Origin of the sequence: Xenorhabdus taiwanensis, assembly GCF_036512875.1 — a bacterium.
Classification (GTDB): Bacteria; Pseudomonadota; Gammaproteobacteria; order Enterobacterales; family Enterobacteriaceae; genus Xenorhabdus; species Xenorhabdus taiwanensis.
In genome coordinates this window covers 3,576,699-3,597,991 of record NZ_AP028978.1, presented here as the reverse complement: position 1 = coordinate 3,597,991, position 21,293 = coordinate 3,576,699, and the positions used below count along the sequence as shown (strand labels likewise).

Genomic DNA, 21,293 nt, shown 5'->3' with positions numbered 1-21,293 from the left:
GATATTCAATAGGTTGGCGGGGTTGCCATGGTCAAATTAAAGCCGACGCTACGATAAGATTTATATCGTTCGCGCGCTAACTGTTTCAGATTTTCATCAATAGGAACGAAGTCTATCACTTCATGGAAAGCTGTGGCAAAGTCTGCAAAATGAGGAAGCAGAGTCACCAACACATCACGGGGAGCATTGCCTCTTTTTTGCGGCCAGCACAACTCCACGGGTGCGCCGTAGCGGGGGCCTTCGCCGGCAAGATTGTGCGGTACAAATTGGCTCGGCTCTCGTTGCCATAATGCTTCATCCAATTTTTCAGCCTGTTGCTGGCTTTCACAAGCAATCAGAACCCGCTTCCCTGCACGCCATTGATCAGCAGCAAGCTGACATGCCAGCCATTCATGTGGCTGTAGATCATCTGACGATGATTGTTCCGATAACAGCTTTTCTAATAAATAGAAGATGGCGTTTTTCATAGTTTCTTGGTTGCAAGGTTACTGGAAACAGTAAGGGTATTGCAGTTGCAATACCCTTAATTCCATTAAGCGGCAGGAGCATTAATCATCAGAATTCAAACCTGAACGATTTAACAGGAATTGTGACAGGAGTGCAACCGGACGACCTGTTGCTCCTTTCGCTTTACCTGAACGCCACGCTGTACCTGCGATATCCAGATGTGCCCAGTGGTATTTGCTGACAAAGCGGGACAGGAAAGCGCCGGCGGTAATGGCACCACCAGAGCGTCCGCACGCGTTTACCATATCCGCAAAATTAGATTCTAACTGCTCGGTATATTCATCCGCCAAAGGCAGACGCCATGCACGATCGCCGGCTTGCTCTGAAGCATTCAGTAGTTCGTGTGCCAGTGGATTATGGTTAGACATCAGGCCAGTATAATGACCACCCAGAGCAACGACACAGGCACCGGTCAAGGTGGCGACATCGATGACCGATTCCGGCTCAAAACGCTCAACATAAGTCAGCGCATCACACAATACCAGACGACCTTCCGCATCGGTGTTTGTCACTTCAACGGTCTGGCCGGACATGGTAGTCAGAATGTCTCCAGGGCGATAGGCGCGTCCGCCAGGCATATTTTCACAACCTGCCAGAACACCGATGACATTGATTGGCAATTGCAGTTCGGCAACAACGCGCATGGCGCCATAGACAGAGGCGGCACCGCACATATCATATTTCATCTCATCCATACCTTCGGAGGGTTTGATTGAGATACCGCCGGAATCAAAAGTCAGCCCTTTGCCCACTAATACGATAGGTTTCGCATTGGCATCTGTGCTGCCTTTATACTCCATAACTGCCATCAGGGATTCATTCTGCGAACCCTGACCAACCGCCAGATAAGAATTCATACCCAGCTCTTTCATCTGCTCTTCACCAATGACTTTGGTCGTCAGATTGGCTACATTGTCAGCAAGTTGGCGCGCCTGTGATGCCAGATACGCAGCATTACAGATATTGGGGGGCATATTGGCGAGATCTTTTGCCGCCTTGATACCCGATGCAATGGCAAGACCGTGCTGAATAGCGCGCTCACCGCTGGTCAATTCGCGGCGGGTCGGTACATTGAACACCATTTTGCGCAGTGGGCGACGCAGTTCATTTTTGCTGCTCTTGAGTTGATCAAAAACATACAGTGACTCTTTGGCTGTTTCGACCGCTTGACGTACTTTCCAGTAATTATTGCGCGCCTTCACATGCAGTTCTGTCAAGAAACAAACGGCTTCCATTGAGCCGGTTTCGTTGAGAGTATTGATCGTTTTCTGGATAATTTGCTTATACTGGCGTTCATCCAGTTCACGCTCTTTTCCACATCCAACCAGTAAAATACGCTCGGACAGTACATTCGGAACATGATGTAGCAACAAGGTTTGACCTACCTTGCCTTCAAGTTCACCACGGCGTAATAAGGCACTGATATAGCCATTACTTATTTTGTCAAGTTGCTCTGCGATAGGGGAAAGACGGCGGGGTTCAAACACGCCGACAATAATACAGGCACTGCGCTGTTTCTCCGGGCTACCGCTCTTTACACTAAACTCCATGCGTTCTCCTGAATCTTAAAGACAAAGACGGATACAATCGCTAAAATACCGCGTTCCACATTCATTCATCCCAAAGAAAATTAACGGTTATGTTAAGCTAAGCATATTATTTTTTGGTACTTAGATAACGATAACTATGTTCTAATTGGGAACCAATATATGGAATGCTTTGGTATCATTTTAGCGATGGGGAAGCCAAACTGATTCATATAAATGGTAGATATACGACGAAGTTAGCGACTTTCCTGCAAAAAGACAAGTTTTCACAGGCGTAATAAGCGTGATCATCATTAGATATCTAGTACGGGAAACCCTGAAAAGCCAAATCGCAATACTGTTCATCTTATCGCTGATCTTTTTCAGCCAGAAATTAGTTGAAGTATTAGGTGCGGCGGTGGAAGGGAATATTCCCGCAAATTTGGTTTTATCGTTGTTAGGCTTAGGTGTGCCAGAGATGGCGCAGCTTATTTTGCCCCTGAGTTTATTTCTTGGGGTATTAATGACGTTCAGCAAACTCTATACCGAAAGTGAAATCACCGTCATGCATGCCTGCGGGTTGGGCAAGAGTGTCTTGGTGAAATCAGCCCTTATTCTGGCTCTGTTCACATCAGCGTTGGCGGCAGCTAACGTTATCTGGATCACGCCGTGGTCTGCCAAATATAAAGCGCAAGTACTGGCGGATGCAAAAGCCAATCCAAGCCTTGCGGCGATTATGGAAGGGCGGTTTAAGCCTTCTCGTGATGGCAATATGGTGCTGTATATCGGTAACGTGAAGGGCAATTCTTTTGAAAATGTCTTTCTGGCTCAGCTCCGTCCGGCGAATGAGCAGCGCCCTTCTGTGGTCATTGCAGATGGCGGGCATATGGAAGAGCGCCCGAATGGTAATCAGGTGGCGGTACTCCATCAAGGAATGCGCTATGAAGGTACGGCACTGTTGCGTGACTTCCGCATTACTGAGTTCACTAATTACCAGGCTGTGATTGGGCACCAAAAAGCAGATATCGATAACAAAGTTGAACAAAAATCGATTGAACAGCTTTGGCATGACACCGACAACGACTCTCGTGCAGAATTTCACTGGCGTTTGACATTGGTTGTCTCGGTGGTAATCATGGCGTTGATGGTGGTGCCGTTAAGTGCCGTGAACCCGCGTCAGGGGCGGATACTCAGTATGCTGCCAGCCATGTTGCTCTACCTGATTTTTTTCCTGTTGCAAAGCTCCCTGCACTCCAATGGCAGTAAAGGCAAACTTGATCCCCTGTTTTGGATGTGGTTGATCAATAGTGCGTATTTTGCTTTGGCTGTGGCGCTTAATCTGTGGGATACCGTATCCATGCGCAAACTGCGTTCGCGCTTTAAGACCCAAGGAGCGTCATAATGTTTGGGGTATTGGATAGATATATTGGCCGGACCATCCTGCAAACCATTCTGATGACTTTATTTATGCTGGTATCGCTTTCCGGCATTATTAAGTTTGTCGATCAGCTCCGCAAAGTCGGACAGGGGGAATATACCGCACTTTCCGCTGGCATTTATACCTTGCTGAGCATTCCCAAAGATATTCAGATTTTCTTCCCAATGGCTGCTCTGCTTGGGGCCTTATTGGGCTTGGGAGCACTGGCAACACGTAGTGAGCTGGTGGTTATGCAGGCCTCTGGCTTTACCCGCTTGCAAGTGGCGGGATCAGTCATGAAAACCGCGATCCCACTGGTCTTGCTGACGATGGTCATTGGCGAATGGGTTGCCCCGCAAGGAGAGCAGCTTGCCCGTAATTATCGCTCGCAAAAAATGTATGGTGGCTCATTGATGTCCACCACCAAAGGGCTTTGGGCGAAAGATGGCTATGATTTTGTCTATATCCAGAGTGTCGGGAAGGATAACGCCTTGAACGGCATTAACATCTATCATGTTGATGACAACCAAAAACTGTTATCCATAAGGTATGCGGCTTCAGCGGTGTATGACAAAGATAACCATCAATGGAAGTTATCTCAGGTTGAAGAATCCGATTTAACCCAAGATGGGCGGATCACTGGATCACAACGTATTTCTGCGGACTGGAAAAGCCGGCTGACACCAGAAAAGTTAGGCGTTGTTTCCCTCGAGCCTGAAGCGCTTTCCATACGCGGCCTGCATCAATATATTACCTACCTGCAACAGGGCCAACAGGATGCCGGACGTTATCAGCTTAATATGTGGAAGAAAATCTTCGCACCTTTATCGGTTGCGGTGATGATGCTGATGGCTCTCTCCTTTATCTTCGGGCCGCTGCGTAGCGTGCCGATGGGATTCAGGGTTGTAGTGGGTATCAGCATGGGCTTTGTGTTCTATGTCTTGAATGAGATATTCGGCCCACTCAGTCTGGTTTATAGTATGCCACCGATATTAGGAGCACTGCTGCCGAGTCTGTTGTTTTTCGTGGTGAGTGTTTACTTACTTTTATATAGAAAATAATAACCTGATATTTCAGCAAAATTATCCGTCGCCTCCACCTTCAATAGTGGGGGCGGTTTCTTTGTAATAAACTAAATTTGATTATGATTGCTCGCCAGTGCGGTAACTAATTCATTAACGCCGCTCGTCACACGACTAAATTTACTTTGCTCCTTGCGGGTCATTACCACAAATACGCCGATATTGCTTTCAGGGATCATTGCCATATAGGTATTAAACCCACCGCCGCCCCCTGTTTTCTGGTAAATACCTTTGGCATCCATATATACCCAGCCGAGCCCAATACCATCCGCCAGGCCCGCAACATCCATCCCTTTGATTGATTTCAAATCGGCACGCTTAAAGTAGATACCTTGTTCACGGCTGGCAGTCTGCTTCCTTAACTGATTATGGGAGGATAAAAATTGCTGCATCCAGCGTTGCATATCTGCGGGAGTGGAATAAATCCCGCCACTGCCTGCGGCGGCAATGGTGTTTACGCAAGGACTGGATTTAACCCCTGCCATCAAGCGAGCGCATTGGGATAGTGTGGGCGTCAGTGTCGTATCTTTCATGCGATAAGGACGGGTAATCTCCTCATGTAGCAGACGGGTATAGGGTTTTCCTGTTGCTTTAGAAAGGGCATCAGCCAATAAATCATAGGCCAGATTGGAATACGAAGCCGTCGTACCGGGCGTGGCATCTATTCCTGCGGTTTTCAGCCAAGTCCAGCGGTTCGATTGGGTCGGCCAAATAAACACAGGGCGTCCCCATTTTCCACCAGGCTGTTCCCGAGGCAATCCACTGGTATGACTCGCCAGATGGTATAGTCGGATTGGTTGGTTTGCACCATAATCCGGCACTAGGACATCGTAATAAGTGTATTTCTGCAACGGATCGGTAATCTTGAGACGTTTCTTCTGTGCCAACTTAACCATGATTTCGCTGGTCATCAGTTTGGTAATAGAAGCAATACGAATTAAAGAATCCTGGCGTGGCCGAACGCCGCTCCCAGGATAAGTTTCTCCAAAACTGCGATGTATGACTTGATTATTATCGATGACCACCATCGCCATTCCCAAAGGATTGCCCTCTTCGAAGATGGATTGGGAATACTGATCGACCAATGCCGTAGTTATTTTCTTGATATTGTTATTACTCTCGAACACTTCCCATTTTGCCGGTTGCACATTGGATTGCTGAAATTTTTTCTGGTGTGAATGACCAGAATCTGCACAAGCTGAAATCGCCCATGCCATGACGGAAACTGCACACAGTTTATATAGCCGTTTTTTCATTTTTGGATTAACCAATCAGGGAGCATTCAAGTGGGGGGAATAAAGCCGTTATTTGTTTTTCTTAAATATCGCCATAATGGCACCAATAACGATACCCAACAGGATACCTGTAAAAATCCAACTGATAATAGTCATGATAATTTCCCTCATAGCAGTGTATTGTTTTGAATTATATAAGGAGCTTATGGATTGTCTATTGGTTGGAAGGAATTATGTGAGGAGGAATTGGCGGGGTGTGATGGAAAAGTTGGTTGGGTTTTAAGCATTACGGGTAAAAGTTTGGTGAAAAAATAGAATAAGAGATTCTTTTTTCGACACTTGAACAAAATCGAAAGGATAAGTGTTGCGAATGCGCTTCTGACAGGTATAATGACCCCCGTTCTCCGAATCATTTCAGTGCCGAAGTGGCGAAATCGGTAGACGCAGTTGATTCAAAATCAACCGCCTTCGGGTGTGCCGGTTCGAGTCCGGCCTTCGGCACCATCTACACTTACGTAGCTGTCCCACATCGTCTACAAAATCCAAAAAACCTAATAAAATCAATAATAGTACTTCTAACAATATCTCATAGTGTCCATTGCAATCTATGCCATTTGGGGGAACATTCGGTTAGGTTAATTGAGGTGCTCCCAAATGAAGCTCAATGCTAGACAAGTAGAGACTGCAAAGTCAAAAGACAAAAAATATAGACTTGCTGACGGTGGCGGCTTGTATCTGGAAATTACCCCCAGCGGCGGTAAGTATTGGCGTTTAAAATACAGACGCCCAAGAGATAGGAAAGAAGATCGTTTGGCTTTTGGCGTATGGCCGACAGTAACCCTCGCGGAAGCTCGCGCAAAACGTGATGAAGCAAAGAAAGCATTAGCAGACGGGGTAGACCCCAAAGACATTCAAAAGGGGGCACAACTTGAAGCTGTGGGGGCATTTACTTTTGAGCACATTGCGCGTGAGTGGCACGATAAACAAAAGAACTGGAGCGACGATCACCGGGCAAGGGTACTACGTTACTTAGAGTTGTATATTTTCCCCCATATCGGAAAGCTCGACATTCGCAAGTTAAAGACCAGCCAGCTACTCGCCCCTATAACGGCGATCGATGAGGCGGGGAAGAATGACGTGGCAAAACGCCTACAACAACGTGTTACCGCGATTATGCGCTATGATGTGGTTCAATGATTTTGGTCACCTCTATGACGGTGACCAAAATCATTGAACCACATCAAACTGAGTTAAAGGTCCGCTGTGAGCGAGGAACGGAATCCGACGTGCATACTTACATCGAATGCTTGGACAATGACGGCTGGTCACATCAGCCTGCTTTGCCGTAAAATCAATGATAATGGCAAAGTAAAAGACATAATGGGAAAACCGGGTAGAATGTCCACTTACACCTAAGTGCTCTTCAGCGATGGAGGAGTACCAAGATAAAGCCGCTGCTGTTTCCAGTATTCAATACCGCCTAAAATGCTGTCCGCCCTAATCCATGCTCTGGCTATATGGATCTGCAAATGCGGTGCATTCAGGACGCTGACGATCTGGGAACTTTCATCTAATAGTCGCAAGATATACGTAACAACATAGTCTCCCGAATCTAAATACCCTTCCCTCTGCTGCCTTTCCTTGAATACACTTTTGCTGCCCTTAGGCCAGCGACGCCGCAGAGCGGAAAGCAGGATATTGACGTAATTAATATTGGCCAGCACCAAGTCTGCTATGCGATCTTCTTCACGGGCAGTGCTGCGTTCAGTAAGATAAAAACCAGGGATTGCCGGACCGTACGGGGTATAAAAACTCGGCGGACTGCTCTCGCGGTATAGTAAATTCCAGACTTCTCCAAAGGGGAAAACCTCTTCGTCGTAAAACAAAGTGCCCATGCGAATGGACTGCATTTGTATCCTTCCATGCAGATACAGAGTCAGCTTAGTATTCTCAAGCTTCATGAAATACCGACGGAAAACGATGCATATCTTTTCGTTGAGGCGTCGCAACGGTTTACTTTGCCAGAGTCGCCATTTTTGCCTCCGTTCAGCGATATCGAGTAGACAGCCAAACGCGTCGATTTGCTCATCAAGTGAGAGTTGGAGTGGGCTCCTTATCCACCGCGCAAGATAAAATAAAAGCGCTTTTGCTGGTTTATCTTTAGCGCGAATTAGGCCTGTACGGTTCACTTTTCTGGCTTTTTCGTGCGGGGATTTTAGATAGTTTTGTACCAATAGCGCCCCGGCAATAAAACCCCGGGAGTAGTAAATCTCAGCTTCAAAAGGCACTAACAAATTGTCGTTCTCCAGACGGCGCTTCAAATAGCGGAGTTGCTCCTCGGCTAGTTGGCCAAGACCCATAGAGCTGGCCAGGCGTGTACCGGTAAGGTACTTTTCTTTCTCCGTCGGGATGTAATATTCAGCTAGCGCAGTTCGCCACCAATCATTACCCTCTCCAGTATGGGCTAAAGTTCTACTAGGAATTCCAAGTAAGGTGGTCAATAGTTCTGCCGTTGGCCCGTATTGAATCTTCATACCGCTAAAGGCTCCTTGCCAATAGACTCTCGGTTCGCGATTTTCCTGATCGTCGGGTTGCCAGAACTCTTCCTCCACTTTCAAGCTGTGACCAATCCATACCAAACGGGTCGAACGATCTCCATTCCAGCGCTCACGGATCCAATGATTAATGTCAAAATGGTCGGTACCGCTGTAGCCTGCTACCACCATTAAATCTGCCTGAACGGTTACCTGTTCGAGCAACGTTTTGATCACCTCCGGCAGTCCGTGTTCTAGGTCTGCAAGCGTTGCGCCTAGCCCAGAGCAGCCATGCTCTATGGTGCCGTGTACCTTGATAATACCCCAGTCTTCGCCGTATTCTCGATGCAGGATATCAAAGGCTTTGGTATCAGGATCGATCACATGCACAGGTATCTGATAGTGACTAGCCTGTTCGATACAATCATCAAAATTAGTGGTAATACACCAGCCATGGTGCTCAAGCAGGTAATCGGCAATCAGATGGTGATTCGCATTCGGAGGACGGTTTGAAAATATACGCAACAGTTCCCGCGCGGCAGGGGTCGTCCCATCCACTGTTCACATTGGCTAAACACCGTTTTTATTTCGGAAGCCGCGTCGTTGTCTAATAAATGGTCGAGCAGTGCTTCAGTTAGAGCGTTTCCTCCAGGTAGTTGCGTCGGGGACTCTATCGAAATTCCCGCACCAACCATTAATACAACCTTGCCAGGGCAGGGTAGCTCGGGCGTGAACCCCTTCCAACCAAACCACCAGTCATCCATCTCCATAGTTTTCTCTCTAGGCTGCTTAGATGTGCTATTAATGCCTTAATTTTTCTGGTAATTCAAATTGACAAATAGAGCGCAATAATTGTGTAGTCTTTAAATTCGATAACTAATATTCAAAGTGTATAGCCGCTGACACTCAGTTTTGCTTTGCACTTTATTATTACCACAGGGGGAATAAACTCGCCTCTCCGATGCTGATGTCAGTATCCCCTAAATGAACCATATGCTTTGAAATTTCAGGCCTAACGCGGTTTAATGGCCGTGATGTCCCGCTCCTGGCACAAAGCAGAAACCTATGGGCTGCTGAAGGTCCGCTATGAGCGAGGAGGGGACGTTGGGAGCTATCATTTATGGTTGATGTGTTACAGGAGCTCAAGTATTGTACAGATTGTTCTCAACATCCCATTATTGCTTTATGATTCAATTGTAATTTTTATGATGGAATCAAATGGATGAATCAGAAAGCATGGTCTTTTAAAGCAGTAGGTAAGGATGATCTCCGGTACTTTGGGAATAATGGTTATCAAGATGACTCAACTAGTTTTTACCAATATGACAACTTTGTTCCAAACCATAAGCAAGTCAAAAAAGGAGATATTGTCATAGTAACTGATAGGGATAATGTTCTGGGTATATCAGTTATAGACAATTTATCATCTACCCCATATCTAAAAGCTCGTAACCGATGTCCATATGAGAATTGCACACCAGCAAAGTTGACCCTTCGGAAATTTAAAAATCCAAAGTGGCGCTGCAGCAATGAGCATGAATTTGAACAGCCTAAAGTAGAAAACGTGCCAGCACTTAAATTTAAAGCTGAGTATAATAAAAACTATATGCCCATTAATTCTATCTCCATGATGGATTTAATATCTCATACCCCGCGTTACAACGTTCAAAGTTCAATTCAAGAAATTGATTTTGAATGGGCAAGTAGCCTATTTAGTGGCATCATTCAGTTGGACCCTTCTGAAGCTGACATTGATGATACTCCTCTCGATGTAGATGATCAGCGTAAGGCGGTTTTACAGCAAATTAAGCAAAGGCGTGGGCAAAAAGCTTTCCGTGACACTTTGTTATCTCAAGAAGCAAAATGTGCAGTAAGTGGCTGTGAAATCGTTGATATCCTCGAAGCGGCACATATCACTGCATACAAAAATGATACACATAATCATGTAAGCAATGGACTATTATTGCGTTGTGACATGCATACTCTTTATGATCTGGACCTATTTGCAATCGATCCGGATTCATTCTTAATTTACTTTGCTCCACAGATCCAAGATAAAGAGTACGTAAGGTATCATGGTAAAAAGCTGCATGTAACGTATAAAATTAACCACGGAGCTCTTGTCGAAAGGTGGAAAAGGTTTACTAAAAAATATGATTTGGATGAAGTCAATTCGCTAAATCTTATCATGCATAGTTAAAAAATACTCTCAATAAAGCTTATGTTTCATTAAGCGATTACCATGTTTATAGTCCACTCTTAATCAGGAGTGGACATGATTTAGTCTCATTAATCCCGCTATGAGCGAGGAGGGGACGTTACTGGATTAAGTGCATTCATCGTCATTATCTTTATCACTCCAATATTGCCGATGATTTAGCAAATGAGTGATTAACGGCCAGTCTTTCTTATCTTTTGGTAATCTTAAGTATCGTGCATCTAACTCTGCATATTCTGTCCCAGCTAGCTGTTCTGATATCCTTATTTTCAATTCGGTATCAATCCAGAGCAAACCACGGTCAAATAAAGTATGAATATCTGCTTTCAATAACAAACCATGCTGGGCGCGGGTATGCCAGGCACCGGCATAAGGTGTGATATGAGCAGCCTCTAGTAACACCTGGATAGAACAACCTGTTACCGCACATCTGCCGTCATAAGCTTCAATGAGTTTTCGTCTAAATACGTCCTTCCCGAACAATAACTTCACGCAGAGCCTTTAGACGGATGTCACCTTCATCCTCCGGGAATTCCGTGAATAATTCATTCCTCGCTTCAAGTACTAACCGATCACATGGCCTTGGGATAGCAATCTGAACTGGCGTTCTGCCATCGTCGCCAATATCCCATATACCGTGCAGTTCTTGGACATACAGTTCATACCGTGTATTTCGTAGGTTTCCTGTACGAAACAACACGTCGTATGGGTTACCCTGGTCAGTACGAGCGCTTTTACGGCTACCAAGATATCGATACCGTGAATTGCTATTAACAGTTAATGCATCCAGTTGAATGCGAATCTCGGTTTCTTTCAGAGGGGCGTTGCTGTTACGGATCCACTTAACAATATTTGCAGCAGAGGCGGAACCGGGTCATGTTCCCAATGATTAGATGTTGTGATAAAGTCCCCACTTTTTATTATGGGTGAGAGATGGCTAAAGTTGATGTGGTTTGTCGTTACTGTCACAAAACAGAAGAGGTGAAAGGACATGGAAAAGGGCGCACTGGCCATCCCCGCTATCACTGTTACACCTGCCATAAAACTTTTCAACTAACCTATACCTATCAAGCCTGTAATCCTGGCATGAAAGAGCGGATTATTGATATGGCGATGAATAACGCCGGTGTCAGGGATACCGCTCGCGTCCTGAAGGTCGGCATTAACACGGTCATTCGCACATTAAAAACCTCACCCCCAGACAGGTAACCACATTGCCTCTGGCAGGAAGTGATATCCAGATTATCTGTGAACTAGACGAGCAATGGTCATTTGTCGGTAACAAGAAAAAACCAACGCTGGCTCTGGTATGCTTGGGAACCCTTGATGAAGCGGATTGTGGCTCATGTATTTGGTGATCGCAGCAGGAAAACGCTGAAAAAATTGTTGGCTCTTCTGGCTCCTTTCGATATCCAGTTCTACTGTACGGATAATTATGCCGTTTATGATTGCCTTCCTGAGGAAAAACATCTCACAGGAAAGGCCTTGACCCAACGTATAGAAAGAACCAACCTGACTCTTCGTATCCGTATAAAAAGGTTAAATCGAAAAACGATAGGCTATTCTAAATCCGAAGTGATGCACGATAAGGTAATAGGAACATTCATTGAACGTGAATACTACTTTCCCTAAACGATCTAACCATTGGGTTCATGACCGCGCGAACGGCTACCGCCACATTTGGCGGTAGGGTTAATTTAGACAAATTTGTCCAGTAGGGCTAAGCGGGAATTTACGCTTAGGGGATAGATAAATATGCGGGTATTCTTGGTTATGTTCTATCGGTTGCTGGTTTTATTATCTGACCGTCATCTTCAATGTAATCCTCATAGACAACGATAGAGCTATCAGACAGAGCAAAATACGAAATTGTCTCCCCTTCTGACGCTATTGAAACAATATAACCTCGGGAATCTGAACGAGTCCAATATTCAGTATCGCTTGGTTGAATATCCATCCAACCATCACCTTCTCCGGACTCAATACTCCATCTGTTGACACTAACTGAAATAATATAATTAGTGTTATTCATTACATTCATGATACCCCCTATATTTTAATATAAATATAAAAGTTGAAACTTTAGTGTCATGAAAAAAACAAGATAATATTTTTTAGGAACGAATATCATTATTCTTAGTTTTGACCAATTAATACAATAACAATAAACGCCGGAGATCTAATAAAAGTGACATTGTTATTTCGCCAAGCACCACCAACCCGCAAGGGCAAAGCTCCGGTATTACGGGCAATGCAAAGCCCTTTTTAGGGCGTAGCCCACAGGGTCGCGGAAAACTTTTACCCGACCTTATAACCCATTGATAAAGTTCAAACACTCTGAAACTCAGCGTTTGAACCATTATGGGAATTCCCATATCGCCCGGCTTCCTGCAATGCAGTTTTTTGAAAATATCAGTAGGTTAGGTTTAATTCCGACGTTTTACCAGAATCAGCCTAATTCATTTGAATATGGAGCCTGTTCAGAGTCTTTATTAAAACTCTTTACATTAGACAAAACCTATATATCCTATTTTTTACCCTTAATCTTTTTGACGTAATCCAAAATCATAGCGAATGGGGGATATTTAAAAATGTCGTTATTAGATGCTGATAAATTTAAAGGAAATTGGGTATTTCACTTCAATCAAACTCGACACTTCCCCCTTAAGTTCTCTTCGACTATGCAAAATGGGGCCTGTAGTAGTTTGGTAATGGCTTGGGTAAAGATGCACAAATTAGGAAAGTCTCACTTATTCCCCGGAAATATAAGACTACCTAGCTATATAAAAATAGTTGAAAACCTTAAAGCTAATAGTATGGATCACCTAGAATTTCTGAAGGAAAACAGATTATCTACTATGAATGCCAGCCGATATGATGGAGACAATTTTGTAAAAAACTTAGCTACTACCCATGCAGGTTATGAAGCTTTAGCATATGAAAATCATGCTGTCGGGCTAGCAGTAACTTTCGATAGTGTTGATTTTTTTGATCCCAATTTTGGTTGCGTCCATTTCCCGAACCGTCATAATTTTAGAACATGGTTTGAGGAAAAATATTGGCCTAATCGTTGGGGAATAGGGACGATGGTAAGGCCATGTAATTCCATTTTAGTGTTCTCAATTGTATCAACCTAGAAGCCATGATCGTGTATAGATGCCAAGCTGCATATTTACATCTTGCCCATAAATCCACCAGCAAAGTGATTCCGTACAGCACACGAAATTAAACCAATTCAGCAAATTAGACAACTCTTCGGCAATATCTCAGGCTGCACCATAACTATTTGATTAGGCTTAATTGTTCCATTTTGGAGTAATCGGGATTTGGACAAAAACCACCAGCTATAGCACAATGGTATTTGATGGGGGAATTTCTCCTGCTGAATACGAAAGGCAGTGGGAAGAGGCCAGAAATGTGTCCGGCATTTCTTGACCCTATATGGACGCCCCGGTTGTGCAAGCACTAAATTGATACGGTTTGCGACCATATATCCGGCGTCATTATGGACTCATTTGTCCGCGCCATGATGTCATCCGCACCCTGTTTCCTTATCACTACACCGGTCTATCACTACCTTGGTATAACTCAGGCTATGACAGGGACGGTAGCCGTTTTCTCATCAGTGTTTGCAAACTCGATAAAATGCCCGTTTTAGGTGACTCAATTAACGGACAGAAAAGCTTTTTGCATATTAAAATCCACATTATCCCGCAGAACACGCCAAATAATCCGGGGCAGTTTGTTGGCTAAAGCCACCGTGGCTTTCATGAACCCGCACCGGTCAATCAGTTTTCTCAGCCACTCTCCCAGATAATCATCCCGTCTTTGAACACAACGCATCACGGCACGGGCACCGTGAATGATTAACGTTCGCAGATGACGATTACCATTTTTGCTCAAGGAAGACAGACGGTTTTTTCCTCCTGAACTGTGTTACCGGGGAACCAGGCCACACCAGGCTGAAAGTTGCCGGCCATTGGCAAATTGGGACGCACTGACGTCACTCACGAAGGCGGCCGCAATAAGGGGACCAACGCCGGGAATAGTGAGCAGATGCTCATAACCCGGTTGCTGACGGGAAAGTGCCGCTATTTCGTTATCCATGTCATGAATGCCGGTGTTCAAATGCTGCATCTCTTCCCATAAGGTATGCAATAAACGACGCAGTACACAAGACAGGTTAGTGCTGTCATCTTCCAGAATATCAGGGAGAGGCTGTTGAAGTTTTTGAATGCCGGCAGGCACAATCCGTCCCGATTCAGCGAGAAAAGCCCGCATTTGGTTAGCAAGTGCGGTACGCTGTTCCACCATGAGTTGCCGGGCACTACGCAGTGCCTTGATATCTTGCTGTTCCACGGTCTTGACGGGAACAAAATGAAGACCTGGACGACAGGCAGTTTCACCAATAGCCAGCGCATCATTGGCATCGTTTTTTTGATGATGGCTGAAGGCTTTGACGTGTTGAGTCGGGACTAACCTGACGGTATATCCCATCGCTTGCAGCGTTCTCTCCCAGTAGTGAGATGTTGCACAAGCTTCCATCGCAATGACAGTGCCGGGCGGAAAAGAGCGCACGGTATCAAGCAATTTTTGCCGTGAGATTTTTCGGTTCGAGGCGACAGAACCGTCCGCCATCCAGACACAGACTTGAAAAACGTTTTTGGCGAGGTCAATGCCAACGACTTTGATCGTATTCATGATAGGTTCTCTCCCGAAAAATTCAGTGCATCGGAAAGAAAGGTGGCACTCTTTGCCGCTGAAAAAGGGGCCGTCCATCACATCACTACAACTCCAGTCTGTTGCAATCAACATGCACCAAGGGGAATAATCTGGGGCATCTACACTTCGATTTTAAATATGTCCCAAAAATGAAACTAAATGCCCGACAAATAGGGACTGCGAAACCTAAAGAGAAATCCTATAAATTGGCGGATGGCGCTTAATGTATTAGCCCGGTAACTCGGAGAAGACAAGCGTAGCGCGTCAGTGTGGTTTGAATCTGTCATCTTAAACAAAATGTAACACAGGTAACCATATCTATTTGTTTAATATACGATATTAATCATGATTTTCATGCTTTATTGTCACCTATACTAGAATATATAAATAATTCTGGTATATCCTGTCCTGCGGTGTATCAAAAACATGCAATTACTATTGGTAAGATAAAGAATTTTTTAGCTAGGTTGATTTTAGAACTGATAAAAATAATAGGGAGGGTTGAATGTGGATTAAGTCATTACTCAATATACTGATAATAACAATTTTGTTTATTTTTAGTAATATAGAATTTATTTCTATTGATTTAACTATAAAAGAAGTAATAGCTCTGTGGACAAACAAGGAATACACCCCATCTGAATTGTCTTTTTTTATTCAGATCACAGATTATGCAATGCTGGCTAACAATTTTCTGTTTTTTTTATGTGCCACAATATTCTTCTTCCGAAATAAATTAAAGTACAGTTTGAGAATGATTTTTTCTGTCTTCTTAATTGCCCTAATAAATAATATATCTACGTTTATTTACGTCTTGAATTTCCCTGATTTTTTTAAATTTATTAAAAATCATGATATGCATTTTACATTATTTTTATTTCCTGTCTCAATATTTATTATTTATATTCTTGCAAGGATAAAAAACAAATGAAGAATAGGGATATAATCAGACAATCAAGAATTTTGGACCAACTCGACTCTCATACATTAAATATGTATGACACAACTTGTCGATGGCTACCTTCCCGACTACAGCCCAGAGCTGAACCTGATTGAAATCGTCTCGAAACAAGCCAAATATCACTGGCAAAGTTTTATCACCTGGATTTAAGATACAATGGAGTATGAGCTAAATACACTATTGGAAGGTTATGGTGATCAATTTGCAATTAATTTTTCTTGAGTTATTAAAAATCAATCACGGCAATACATCCGAAAAAGCCTCGCTAAATGTTCTCCAGCGGGAGTTAATTTTGTATCCCTGCGTTGAATCAGTCCAAAAGTTGCAAACGGCAATTGTTCTTTAAGGTTTAAAGCGACAAATTGCTGATCAAATAAAGCTTCATTGACGACATCTACCGCCACAATCGTTAAAAAATCACTTTCAGCAACTAAGCTCATACAAGACATCAATGTTTCACACGTCACACTAAAGATAGGGGGTTTATTCAGCGATGAAAAATTCTCAAATAATCGGTGATAATAAGTGCCTTTTGGTGTTGGCATAGTCCAGTCACAATCCACTAATTCCTCCAAAGAAGTGGCATTCGCTTTGGGATGTCCTTTTCGTACAATGACTTTGTACTCTTTTTCCATCAGTTTTTCGAAATTAAATTCTGCATCCAGATTGCCGGGATAATAAGTATTTACGGTAAAATTCAATTCACCTTGTCTGAGTTGAGGTAACATTGTCAATAATTGTCCCTCTACTACTCTTAATTTTACTGTCGGGTAATCACGATGAAACTGTGTAATGACCTTTGGCATAATGGTACGCGTAATACTGCCGGCAACACCAATATTAACAATACCACCAATTAATCCAATACGTTGTTGAATATCCTCCTGAGCAATCCGAAGTTCTTCAAGTATTAAGCTGGCACGTTGTAGAAAACCTTTACCACATTCGGTTAAATGAATACCTTGATTACTACGGATAAATAATTTTGTACCGAGCGCATCCTCCAACTCGCGTATTGCTTTAGTTAAAGCAGGCTGGGAGAGTGACAGAAAACGACTTGCAGCTCTGATACTGCCGTGACGGTTAATTTCAACAAAAGCACGCAGTTGATTGAGTTTTATTGGTGTCGTCATTTTTTTCTCTTGCGATAACTTTTAATTATATAGGAAAAGTTAATTGTATCTTATTTAAATGGAATTTACTGTCTACATTAGAGTGGAGTAATAAAAATAGGTTCCACATTAGAGAGTGAAAATATTTATTAATTATTCTAATGATTAAATGGAAGTAATTTAATTGGAATCGGATTAACTTTATTTATTAACGTGAATCAATATTGATGAAATAAAGCAAAACACTCTCCATTTTTTAGACAACTAAAAGAGATAATGATTATGGATATTTTATTAAGCGAATCTATTCAGCAAATTGCCGGAAAATTACAAAGCTGGCGCCGTGATTTTCATCAGTTTGCTGAGTCAGGTTGGTTCGAATTCAGAACCGCAACTATCGTGGCAGATGAACTGCATCGTTTAGGTTATAGCCTAAAAATGGGAAAAGAGGTTATCAAAGCAGACTCCCGAATGGGTGTACCGTCGGAGCAGGCATTACAAGCACAGGAACAGCGCGCGATTAAGCAAGGTGCTTTGACTGCATGGTTGCCTCATTTTTCAGGTGGATTTACGGGGATTGTTGCGACACTCGATACAGGCAAACCTGGGCCAACGCTGGCTGTTCGGGTTGATATGGATGCCCTTGACCAGAATGAGGCGCAAATTCATCAACATCTCCCTTACGCGGAAGGTTTTTCCTCTTGCAACGCAAATATGATGCATGCCTGTGGGCACGATGGTCATACAGCAATTGGCCTGGGGCTTGCTCATATCTTGAAAAAATATGAAAGCCAATTGACAGGAAAAATAAAACTGATTTTTCAGCCTGCGGAAGAGGGAACTCGAGGGGCAAAATCAATGGTGGAAGCGGGGGTAGTTGATGATGTTGATTTATTTATCGCTATCCATATTGGCCTTGGTGTACCTCAAGGAGAACTGGTCTGCGGGAGTGATAATTTTTTTGCCACTACCAAAATCGATGTTACTTATCGTGGCGTTGCTGCCCATTCTGGCGCCAAACCTGAAGAGGGAAAAAATGCTTTATTAGCTGCCGCTCACGCAACTTTAGGATTGCATGCTATTGCTCACCATAGCGAGGGTAGTTCACGCATCAACGTCGGAGTATTGCGGGCAGGCATTGGCCGTAACGTTATCCCTGACTATGCCTTAATGAAAGTAGAAACACGTGGCAAAACCAATGAAATCAATGAGTTTGTCTACCATCAAGCCCTGAATATTATTGATGGGGCGGCAAAAATGCAGGGTGTTGAATATGAAATAGCGTTAATGGGTGCTGCGCAAAGTAGCCCACCTAGCCCTGCATGGGTCGATTTTATTTACCAGCAAGCCCAGCAATATATTTCAGAGCTTTCATCTGTTGTCAAAAGCCGTCAGCAACCTGCGGGTTCGGAGGACGCGACCTATTTTATGGAACGTGTCAAAGCAAATGGCGGTCAAGCTACCTACCTGATTTTCGGCGCAGAACTGAGCGCGGGTCACCATAATGAGCGGTTTGACTTTGATGAAAATGTGATGACAACCGCAGTAAAAACCTTGGCGACTATCGCCCGGCATCTCCCTTATTTCGATGCTACCTGATGACAAAATAATAACGACAGCAAGCACAAAGGAAATAACGATGAGCGAAGTAACTATTCCTGTAAATAAGAGTCCGGGGCGTATTCTTGGTTGGATTGAAAGAATCGGAAATAAAATTCCAAATCCTTTTGTTTTATTCGTTTATTTAACCGCTGTATTAATGATAGCGACAGCTATTTTTTCCTGGTTTGATTTGAGTGTAAAAAATCCCACCAATGGAGAACTTATCAGAGTTAAAAATTTATTGGGTGCTGAAGGATTACAGTGGATATTACCGAATATCGTTAAAAATTTCAGTAGCTTTGCTCCACTTGGTGCCATATTAGCCTTGGTTATTGGTGCGGGGCTTGCGGAAAAAGTTGGGTTATTGCAAGCACTGATGTACAAAATGGCTTCTGGCATTAATCAACGTTATGCCAGTTATATGGTGCTATTTATCGCCTTTTTTAGCCATATTTCGTCGGATGCAGCGCTCGTTATCATGCCACCGCTAGGGGCACTGATTTTTATTGCAGTAGGCCGACATCCCGTTGCAGGATTACTGGCTGCAATTGCGGGAGTTGCTTCGGGATTTACTGCGAACCTATTGATTGTTACAACCGATGTTCTGTTATCGGGTATCAGCACAGAAGCAGCCAAAATACTTGATCCCGATTTACAAGTTAGTGTTATTGATAACTGGTATTTTATGGCAACGTCGGTGATTGTCCTGACAATTGCAGGGGCAATTTTAACGGATAAATTTGTAGAGCCACGTCTTCTCGCCTGGAAAGGTGATCACAATGAGAAGCTGGAAAAACTCACCTCGCAACAGAACCGTGGATTGTTGATGAGTGGCCTGTCAGCATTAGTTTTCATTGGGATTATTGCGTTATTAGTCGTCCCTGAAAATGCCTTATTGCGTGATCCACAGACCGGAACAATTATTCCATCGCCATTTATAAAAGGGATTGTGCCTGTCATTATCCTGTTTTTCTTTGTGGTTTCGATTACCTATGGTGTTTCCATAAAACAGATAAAAACCCCTAATGATATTCCTGAGTTGCTGGTTGATCCCATGAAAAGCATGGCGGGTTTTATCATCATGGTCTTCCCTCTGGCGCAATTTGTTGCTTTCTTTAACTGGAGCAATATGGGCAAATTTATGGCGATAGGGTTAACCGACATGCTGGAAACTTTAGGCATGACAGGCGTTCCGGCTTTCATCGGGTTAATGTTCTTATCCTCTTTCCTGTGTATGTTTATCGCGAGTGGCTCGGCCATCTGGTCGATTCTGGCACCGATTTTTGTGCCGATGTTTGTCTTGCTGGGCTTTCATCCTGCTTTTGCCCAGATAGTCTTCCGTATTTCTGATTCCGCTGTCTTGCCCTTGGCTCCGTTATCACCTTTTGTGCCGCTCTTTCTGGGATTTCTCCAGCGTTATTATAAAAATGCCCAACTAGGCACTTATTACACCTTAATACTGCCTTATCCACTGGTGTTTTATACTGTTTGGATAGTGTTGTTAGTAGGATGGTATTTTGCTGGGTTGCCGATTGGACCGGGGATTTATCCGATGTTGTAAGTAATGATTATTTAAAGCGTCTGGCTGATAATAGCGTTATTTCTCAAATAGCCTTTCTGCATCATTAGATATCAATCCATAATTATATTGGCGGGGAACTCATTTGGTTGTAATAACCCGCTGTATAACTTGTAGAGGATATATTGTATTTATCCTCTTCAGGGGATATTTATGAAGATCACATCACCACAAACACTTACTGTAGCAATGCGGGAGCAACCTAAAAAAATACGTCTAACCCAAAAAGAGACGGCTGATCGAGTTGGAATAAAGCAAAGTACGGTTTCTGGATTTGGGAACAGTCCTGAAAAAAGCAAGCTGGAAACGTTGTTCAAGCTGCTCTCAGTACTAGATAAGATTTCAAAATAATAGATCACTTGAGGGAAATCAGTCCGATTTTTGCGATCTGATCAATTGCGAGAAATCACAAATCACCCAACGGACCGAGTTATACCTATCAAGCACCCATATCCCAAGATGAACGCCAGAACATGAAAAACTTATCCATAAAACGCGTAATAAGAACTATGCCCGCCGATTGCTCGCGTTATTGATGCTGCATGATGGATGTACGGTCACTGACGTTGCTAAAATCCTCTCTGCTGCACGCTCTTCTGTCAATTCTCCCCAAGATTTTGGTTATCTTCGCTCACGCTGGAGCCTTGAACTCATTACTCATAAAATCAATGAATGATTAAACATATTGCTCTCACAAAGTTCACTTTAGAAGAAAAGTTTGCTAAAGCAATGGAAATTGTACCCTCTACTGTTAGCAAACTTCTTTCTGGACAGACTTCCGTCATTCCAGAAATGGCA

16 protein-coding genes, 1 tRNA gene and 5 pseudogenes are annotated in these 21,293 nt (G+C 43.6%); 13 read left to right on the top strand and 9 right to left on the bottom strand.

Annotation, left to right across the window (positions count from 1 at the left end):
• Positions 1 to 5: 5 nt before the first annotated feature.
• A complete protein-coding gene (locus ACE1SE_RS16770) occupies positions 6 to 467 on the bottom strand; it encodes a DNA polymerase III subunit chi (protein ID WP_374051838.1) in 462 nt (153 codons plus the stop codon).
• A gap of 81 nt (positions 468 to 548) precedes the next feature.
• Positions 549 to 2,057, bottom strand: a complete 1,509-nt coding sequence (pepA, locus tag ACE1SE_RS16765; RefSeq protein WP_374051837.1) for a leucyl aminopeptidase — start codon at positions 2,055 to 2,057, stop codon at positions 549 to 551.
• A gap of 280 nt (positions 2,058 to 2,337) precedes the next feature.
• On the opposite strand from pepA, the gene lptF reads away from it, so the two are divergent.
• Together lptF and lptG are read left to right on the top strand one after the other, a co-directional pair.
• On the top strand, positions 2,338 to 3,435 hold the full coding sequence (lptF, locus tag ACE1SE_RS16760) for an LPS export ABC transporter permease LptF (RefSeq protein ID WP_374051836.1): 1,098 nt from the start codon (positions 2,338 to 2,340) through the stop codon (positions 3,433 to 3,435).
• Positions 3,435 to 4,511: an LPS export ABC transporter permease LptG gene (lptG, locus tag ACE1SE_RS16755; protein ID WP_374051835.1), complete on the top strand. Its 1,077-nt coding sequence runs from the start codon at positions 3,435 to 3,437 to the stop codon at positions 4,509 to 4,511. Before lptF ends, lptG begins: the two co-directional genes overlap by 1 nt.
• A gap of 71 nt (positions 4,512 to 4,582) precedes the next feature.
• Here the strand turns inward: lptG and ampH are convergent, their stop codons facing one another.
• Positions 4,583 to 5,788, bottom strand: a complete 1,206-nt coding sequence (gene ampH, locus ACE1SE_RS16750; protein ID WP_374051834.1) for a D-alanyl-D-alanine-carboxypeptidase/endopeptidase AmpH — start codon at positions 5,786 to 5,788, stop codon at positions 4,583 to 4,585.
• Between the two features lie 398 nt (positions 5,789 to 6,186).
• Between ampH and ACE1SE_RS16745 the strand changes: the two genes are divergently transcribed.
• Together ACE1SE_RS16745 and ACE1SE_RS16740 are read left to right on the top strand one after the other, a co-directional pair.
• Positions 6,187 to 6,271: transfer RNA gene (locus ACE1SE_RS16745), tRNA-Leu, on the top strand.
• A 150-nt stretch (positions 6,272 to 6,421) separates the two neighbouring features.
• A pseudogene (locus ACE1SE_RS16740) lies at positions 6,422 to 6,955 on the top strand (tyrosine-type recombinase/integrase); the annotation flags it as partial.
• A 224-nt stretch (positions 6,956 to 7,179) separates the two neighbouring features.
• Here ACE1SE_RS16740 and ACE1SE_RS16735 read toward each other — a convergent pair.
• A complete protein-coding gene (locus ACE1SE_RS16735) occupies positions 7,180 to 8,826 on the bottom strand; it encodes an SIR2 family protein (RefSeq protein ID WP_374051833.1) in 1,647 nt (548 codons plus the stop codon).
• 697 nt (positions 8,827 to 9,523) lie between these two features.
• Between ACE1SE_RS16735 and ACE1SE_RS16730 the strand changes: the two genes are divergently transcribed.
• The gene (locus ACE1SE_RS16730; protein ID WP_374051832.1) at positions 9,524 to 10,501 is read left to right on the top strand and encodes an HNH endonuclease; all 978 of its coding nucleotides are present in this window, start codon (positions 9,524 to 9,526) and stop codon (positions 10,499 to 10,501) included.
• A 126-nt stretch (positions 10,502 to 10,627) separates the two neighbouring features.
• Here the strand turns inward: ACE1SE_RS16730 and ACE1SE_RS16725 are convergent, their stop codons facing one another.
• Positions 10,628 to 11,011, bottom strand: a complete 384-nt coding sequence (locus tag ACE1SE_RS16725; RefSeq protein WP_374051831.1) for an HNH endonuclease — start codon at positions 11,009 to 11,011, stop codon at positions 10,628 to 10,630.
• A complete protein-coding gene (locus ACE1SE_RS16720) occupies positions 10,980 to 11,219 on the bottom strand; it encodes a hypothetical protein (RefSeq protein WP_374051830.1) in 240 nt (79 codons plus the stop codon). Before ACE1SE_RS16720 ends, ACE1SE_RS16725 begins: the two co-directional genes overlap by 32 nt.
• A 233-nt stretch (positions 11,220 to 11,452) precedes the next feature.
• Between ACE1SE_RS16720 and ACE1SE_RS16715 the strand changes: the two are divergent.
• A pseudogene (locus ACE1SE_RS16715) lies at positions 11,453 to 12,151 on the top strand (IS1 family transposase).
• A gap of 139 nt (positions 12,152 to 12,290) precedes the next feature.
• Here the strand turns inward: ACE1SE_RS16715 and ACE1SE_RS16710 are convergent.
• On the bottom strand, positions 12,291 to 12,560 hold the full coding sequence (locus ACE1SE_RS16710; protein ID WP_374051829.1) for a hypothetical protein: 270 nt from the start codon (positions 12,558 to 12,560) through the stop codon (positions 12,291 to 12,293).
• Between the two features lie 550 nt (positions 12,561 to 13,110).
• On the opposite strand from ACE1SE_RS16710, the gene ACE1SE_RS16705 reads away from it, so the two are divergent.
• Complete coding sequence (locus tag ACE1SE_RS16705) at positions 13,111 to 13,656, top strand: YopT-type cysteine protease domain-containing protein (RefSeq protein WP_374051828.1); 546 nt, start codon at positions 13,111 to 13,113, stop codon at positions 13,654 to 13,656.
• 526 nt (positions 13,657 to 14,182) lie between these two features.
• Here the strand turns inward: ACE1SE_RS16705 and ACE1SE_RS16700 are convergent.
• A pseudogene (locus ACE1SE_RS16700) lies at positions 14,183 to 15,220 on the bottom strand (IS110 family RNA-guided transposase).
• 170 nt (positions 15,221 to 15,390) lie between these two features.
• On the opposite strand from ACE1SE_RS16700, the pseudogene ACE1SE_RS16695 reads away from it, so the two are divergent.
• A pseudogene (locus ACE1SE_RS16695) lies at positions 15,391 to 15,459 on the top strand (Arm DNA-binding domain-containing protein); the annotation flags it as partial.
• A gap of 779 nt (positions 15,460 to 16,238) precedes the next feature.
• Entirely contained in the window at positions 16,239 to 16,352 is a 114-nt protein-coding gene (locus ACE1SE_RS16690) for a transposase (RefSeq protein ID WP_374051827.1), read from the top strand.
• Positions 16,353 to 16,435: 83 nt separating this feature from the next.
• Here the strand turns inward: ACE1SE_RS16690 and ACE1SE_RS16685 are convergent, their stop codons facing one another.
• A complete protein-coding gene (locus ACE1SE_RS16685; protein WP_374051826.1) occupies positions 16,436 to 17,335 on the bottom strand; it encodes a LysR family transcriptional regulator in 900 nt (299 codons plus the stop codon).
• Between the two features lie 261 nt (positions 17,336 to 17,596).
• Here ACE1SE_RS16685 and ACE1SE_RS16680 point away from each other — a divergent pair, with 261 nt between their 5' ends.
• From ACE1SE_RS16680 to ACE1SE_RS16665, 4 genes and pseudogenes are all read left to right on the top strand, one after another.
• Positions 17,597 to 18,913, top strand: coding sequence for a M20 family metallo-hydrolase (locus ACE1SE_RS16680; protein ID WP_374051825.1), 1,317 nt, complete (start codon positions 17,597 to 17,599; stop codon positions 18,911 to 18,913).
• Between the two features lie 40 nt (positions 18,914 to 18,953).
• Positions 18,954 to 20,477: a p-aminobenzoyl-glutamate transporter gene (abgT, locus tag ACE1SE_RS16675; RefSeq protein ID WP_374051824.1), complete on the top strand. Its 1,524-nt coding sequence runs from the start codon at positions 18,954 to 18,956 to the stop codon at positions 20,475 to 20,477.
• A 171-nt stretch (positions 20,478 to 20,648) separates the two neighbouring features.
• Positions 20,649 to 20,846 (top strand): helix-turn-helix domain-containing protein, encoded by a 198-nt coding sequence (locus ACE1SE_RS16670; protein ID WP_374051823.1) that lies wholly within the window; start codon positions 20,649 to 20,651, stop codon positions 20,844 to 20,846.
• 122 nt (positions 20,847 to 20,968) lie between these two features.
• Positions 20,969 to 21,168 (top strand): annotated as a pseudogene (locus ACE1SE_RS16665) (IS630 family transposase); the annotation flags it as partial.
• Positions 21,169 to 21,293: the final 125 nt, after the last annotated feature.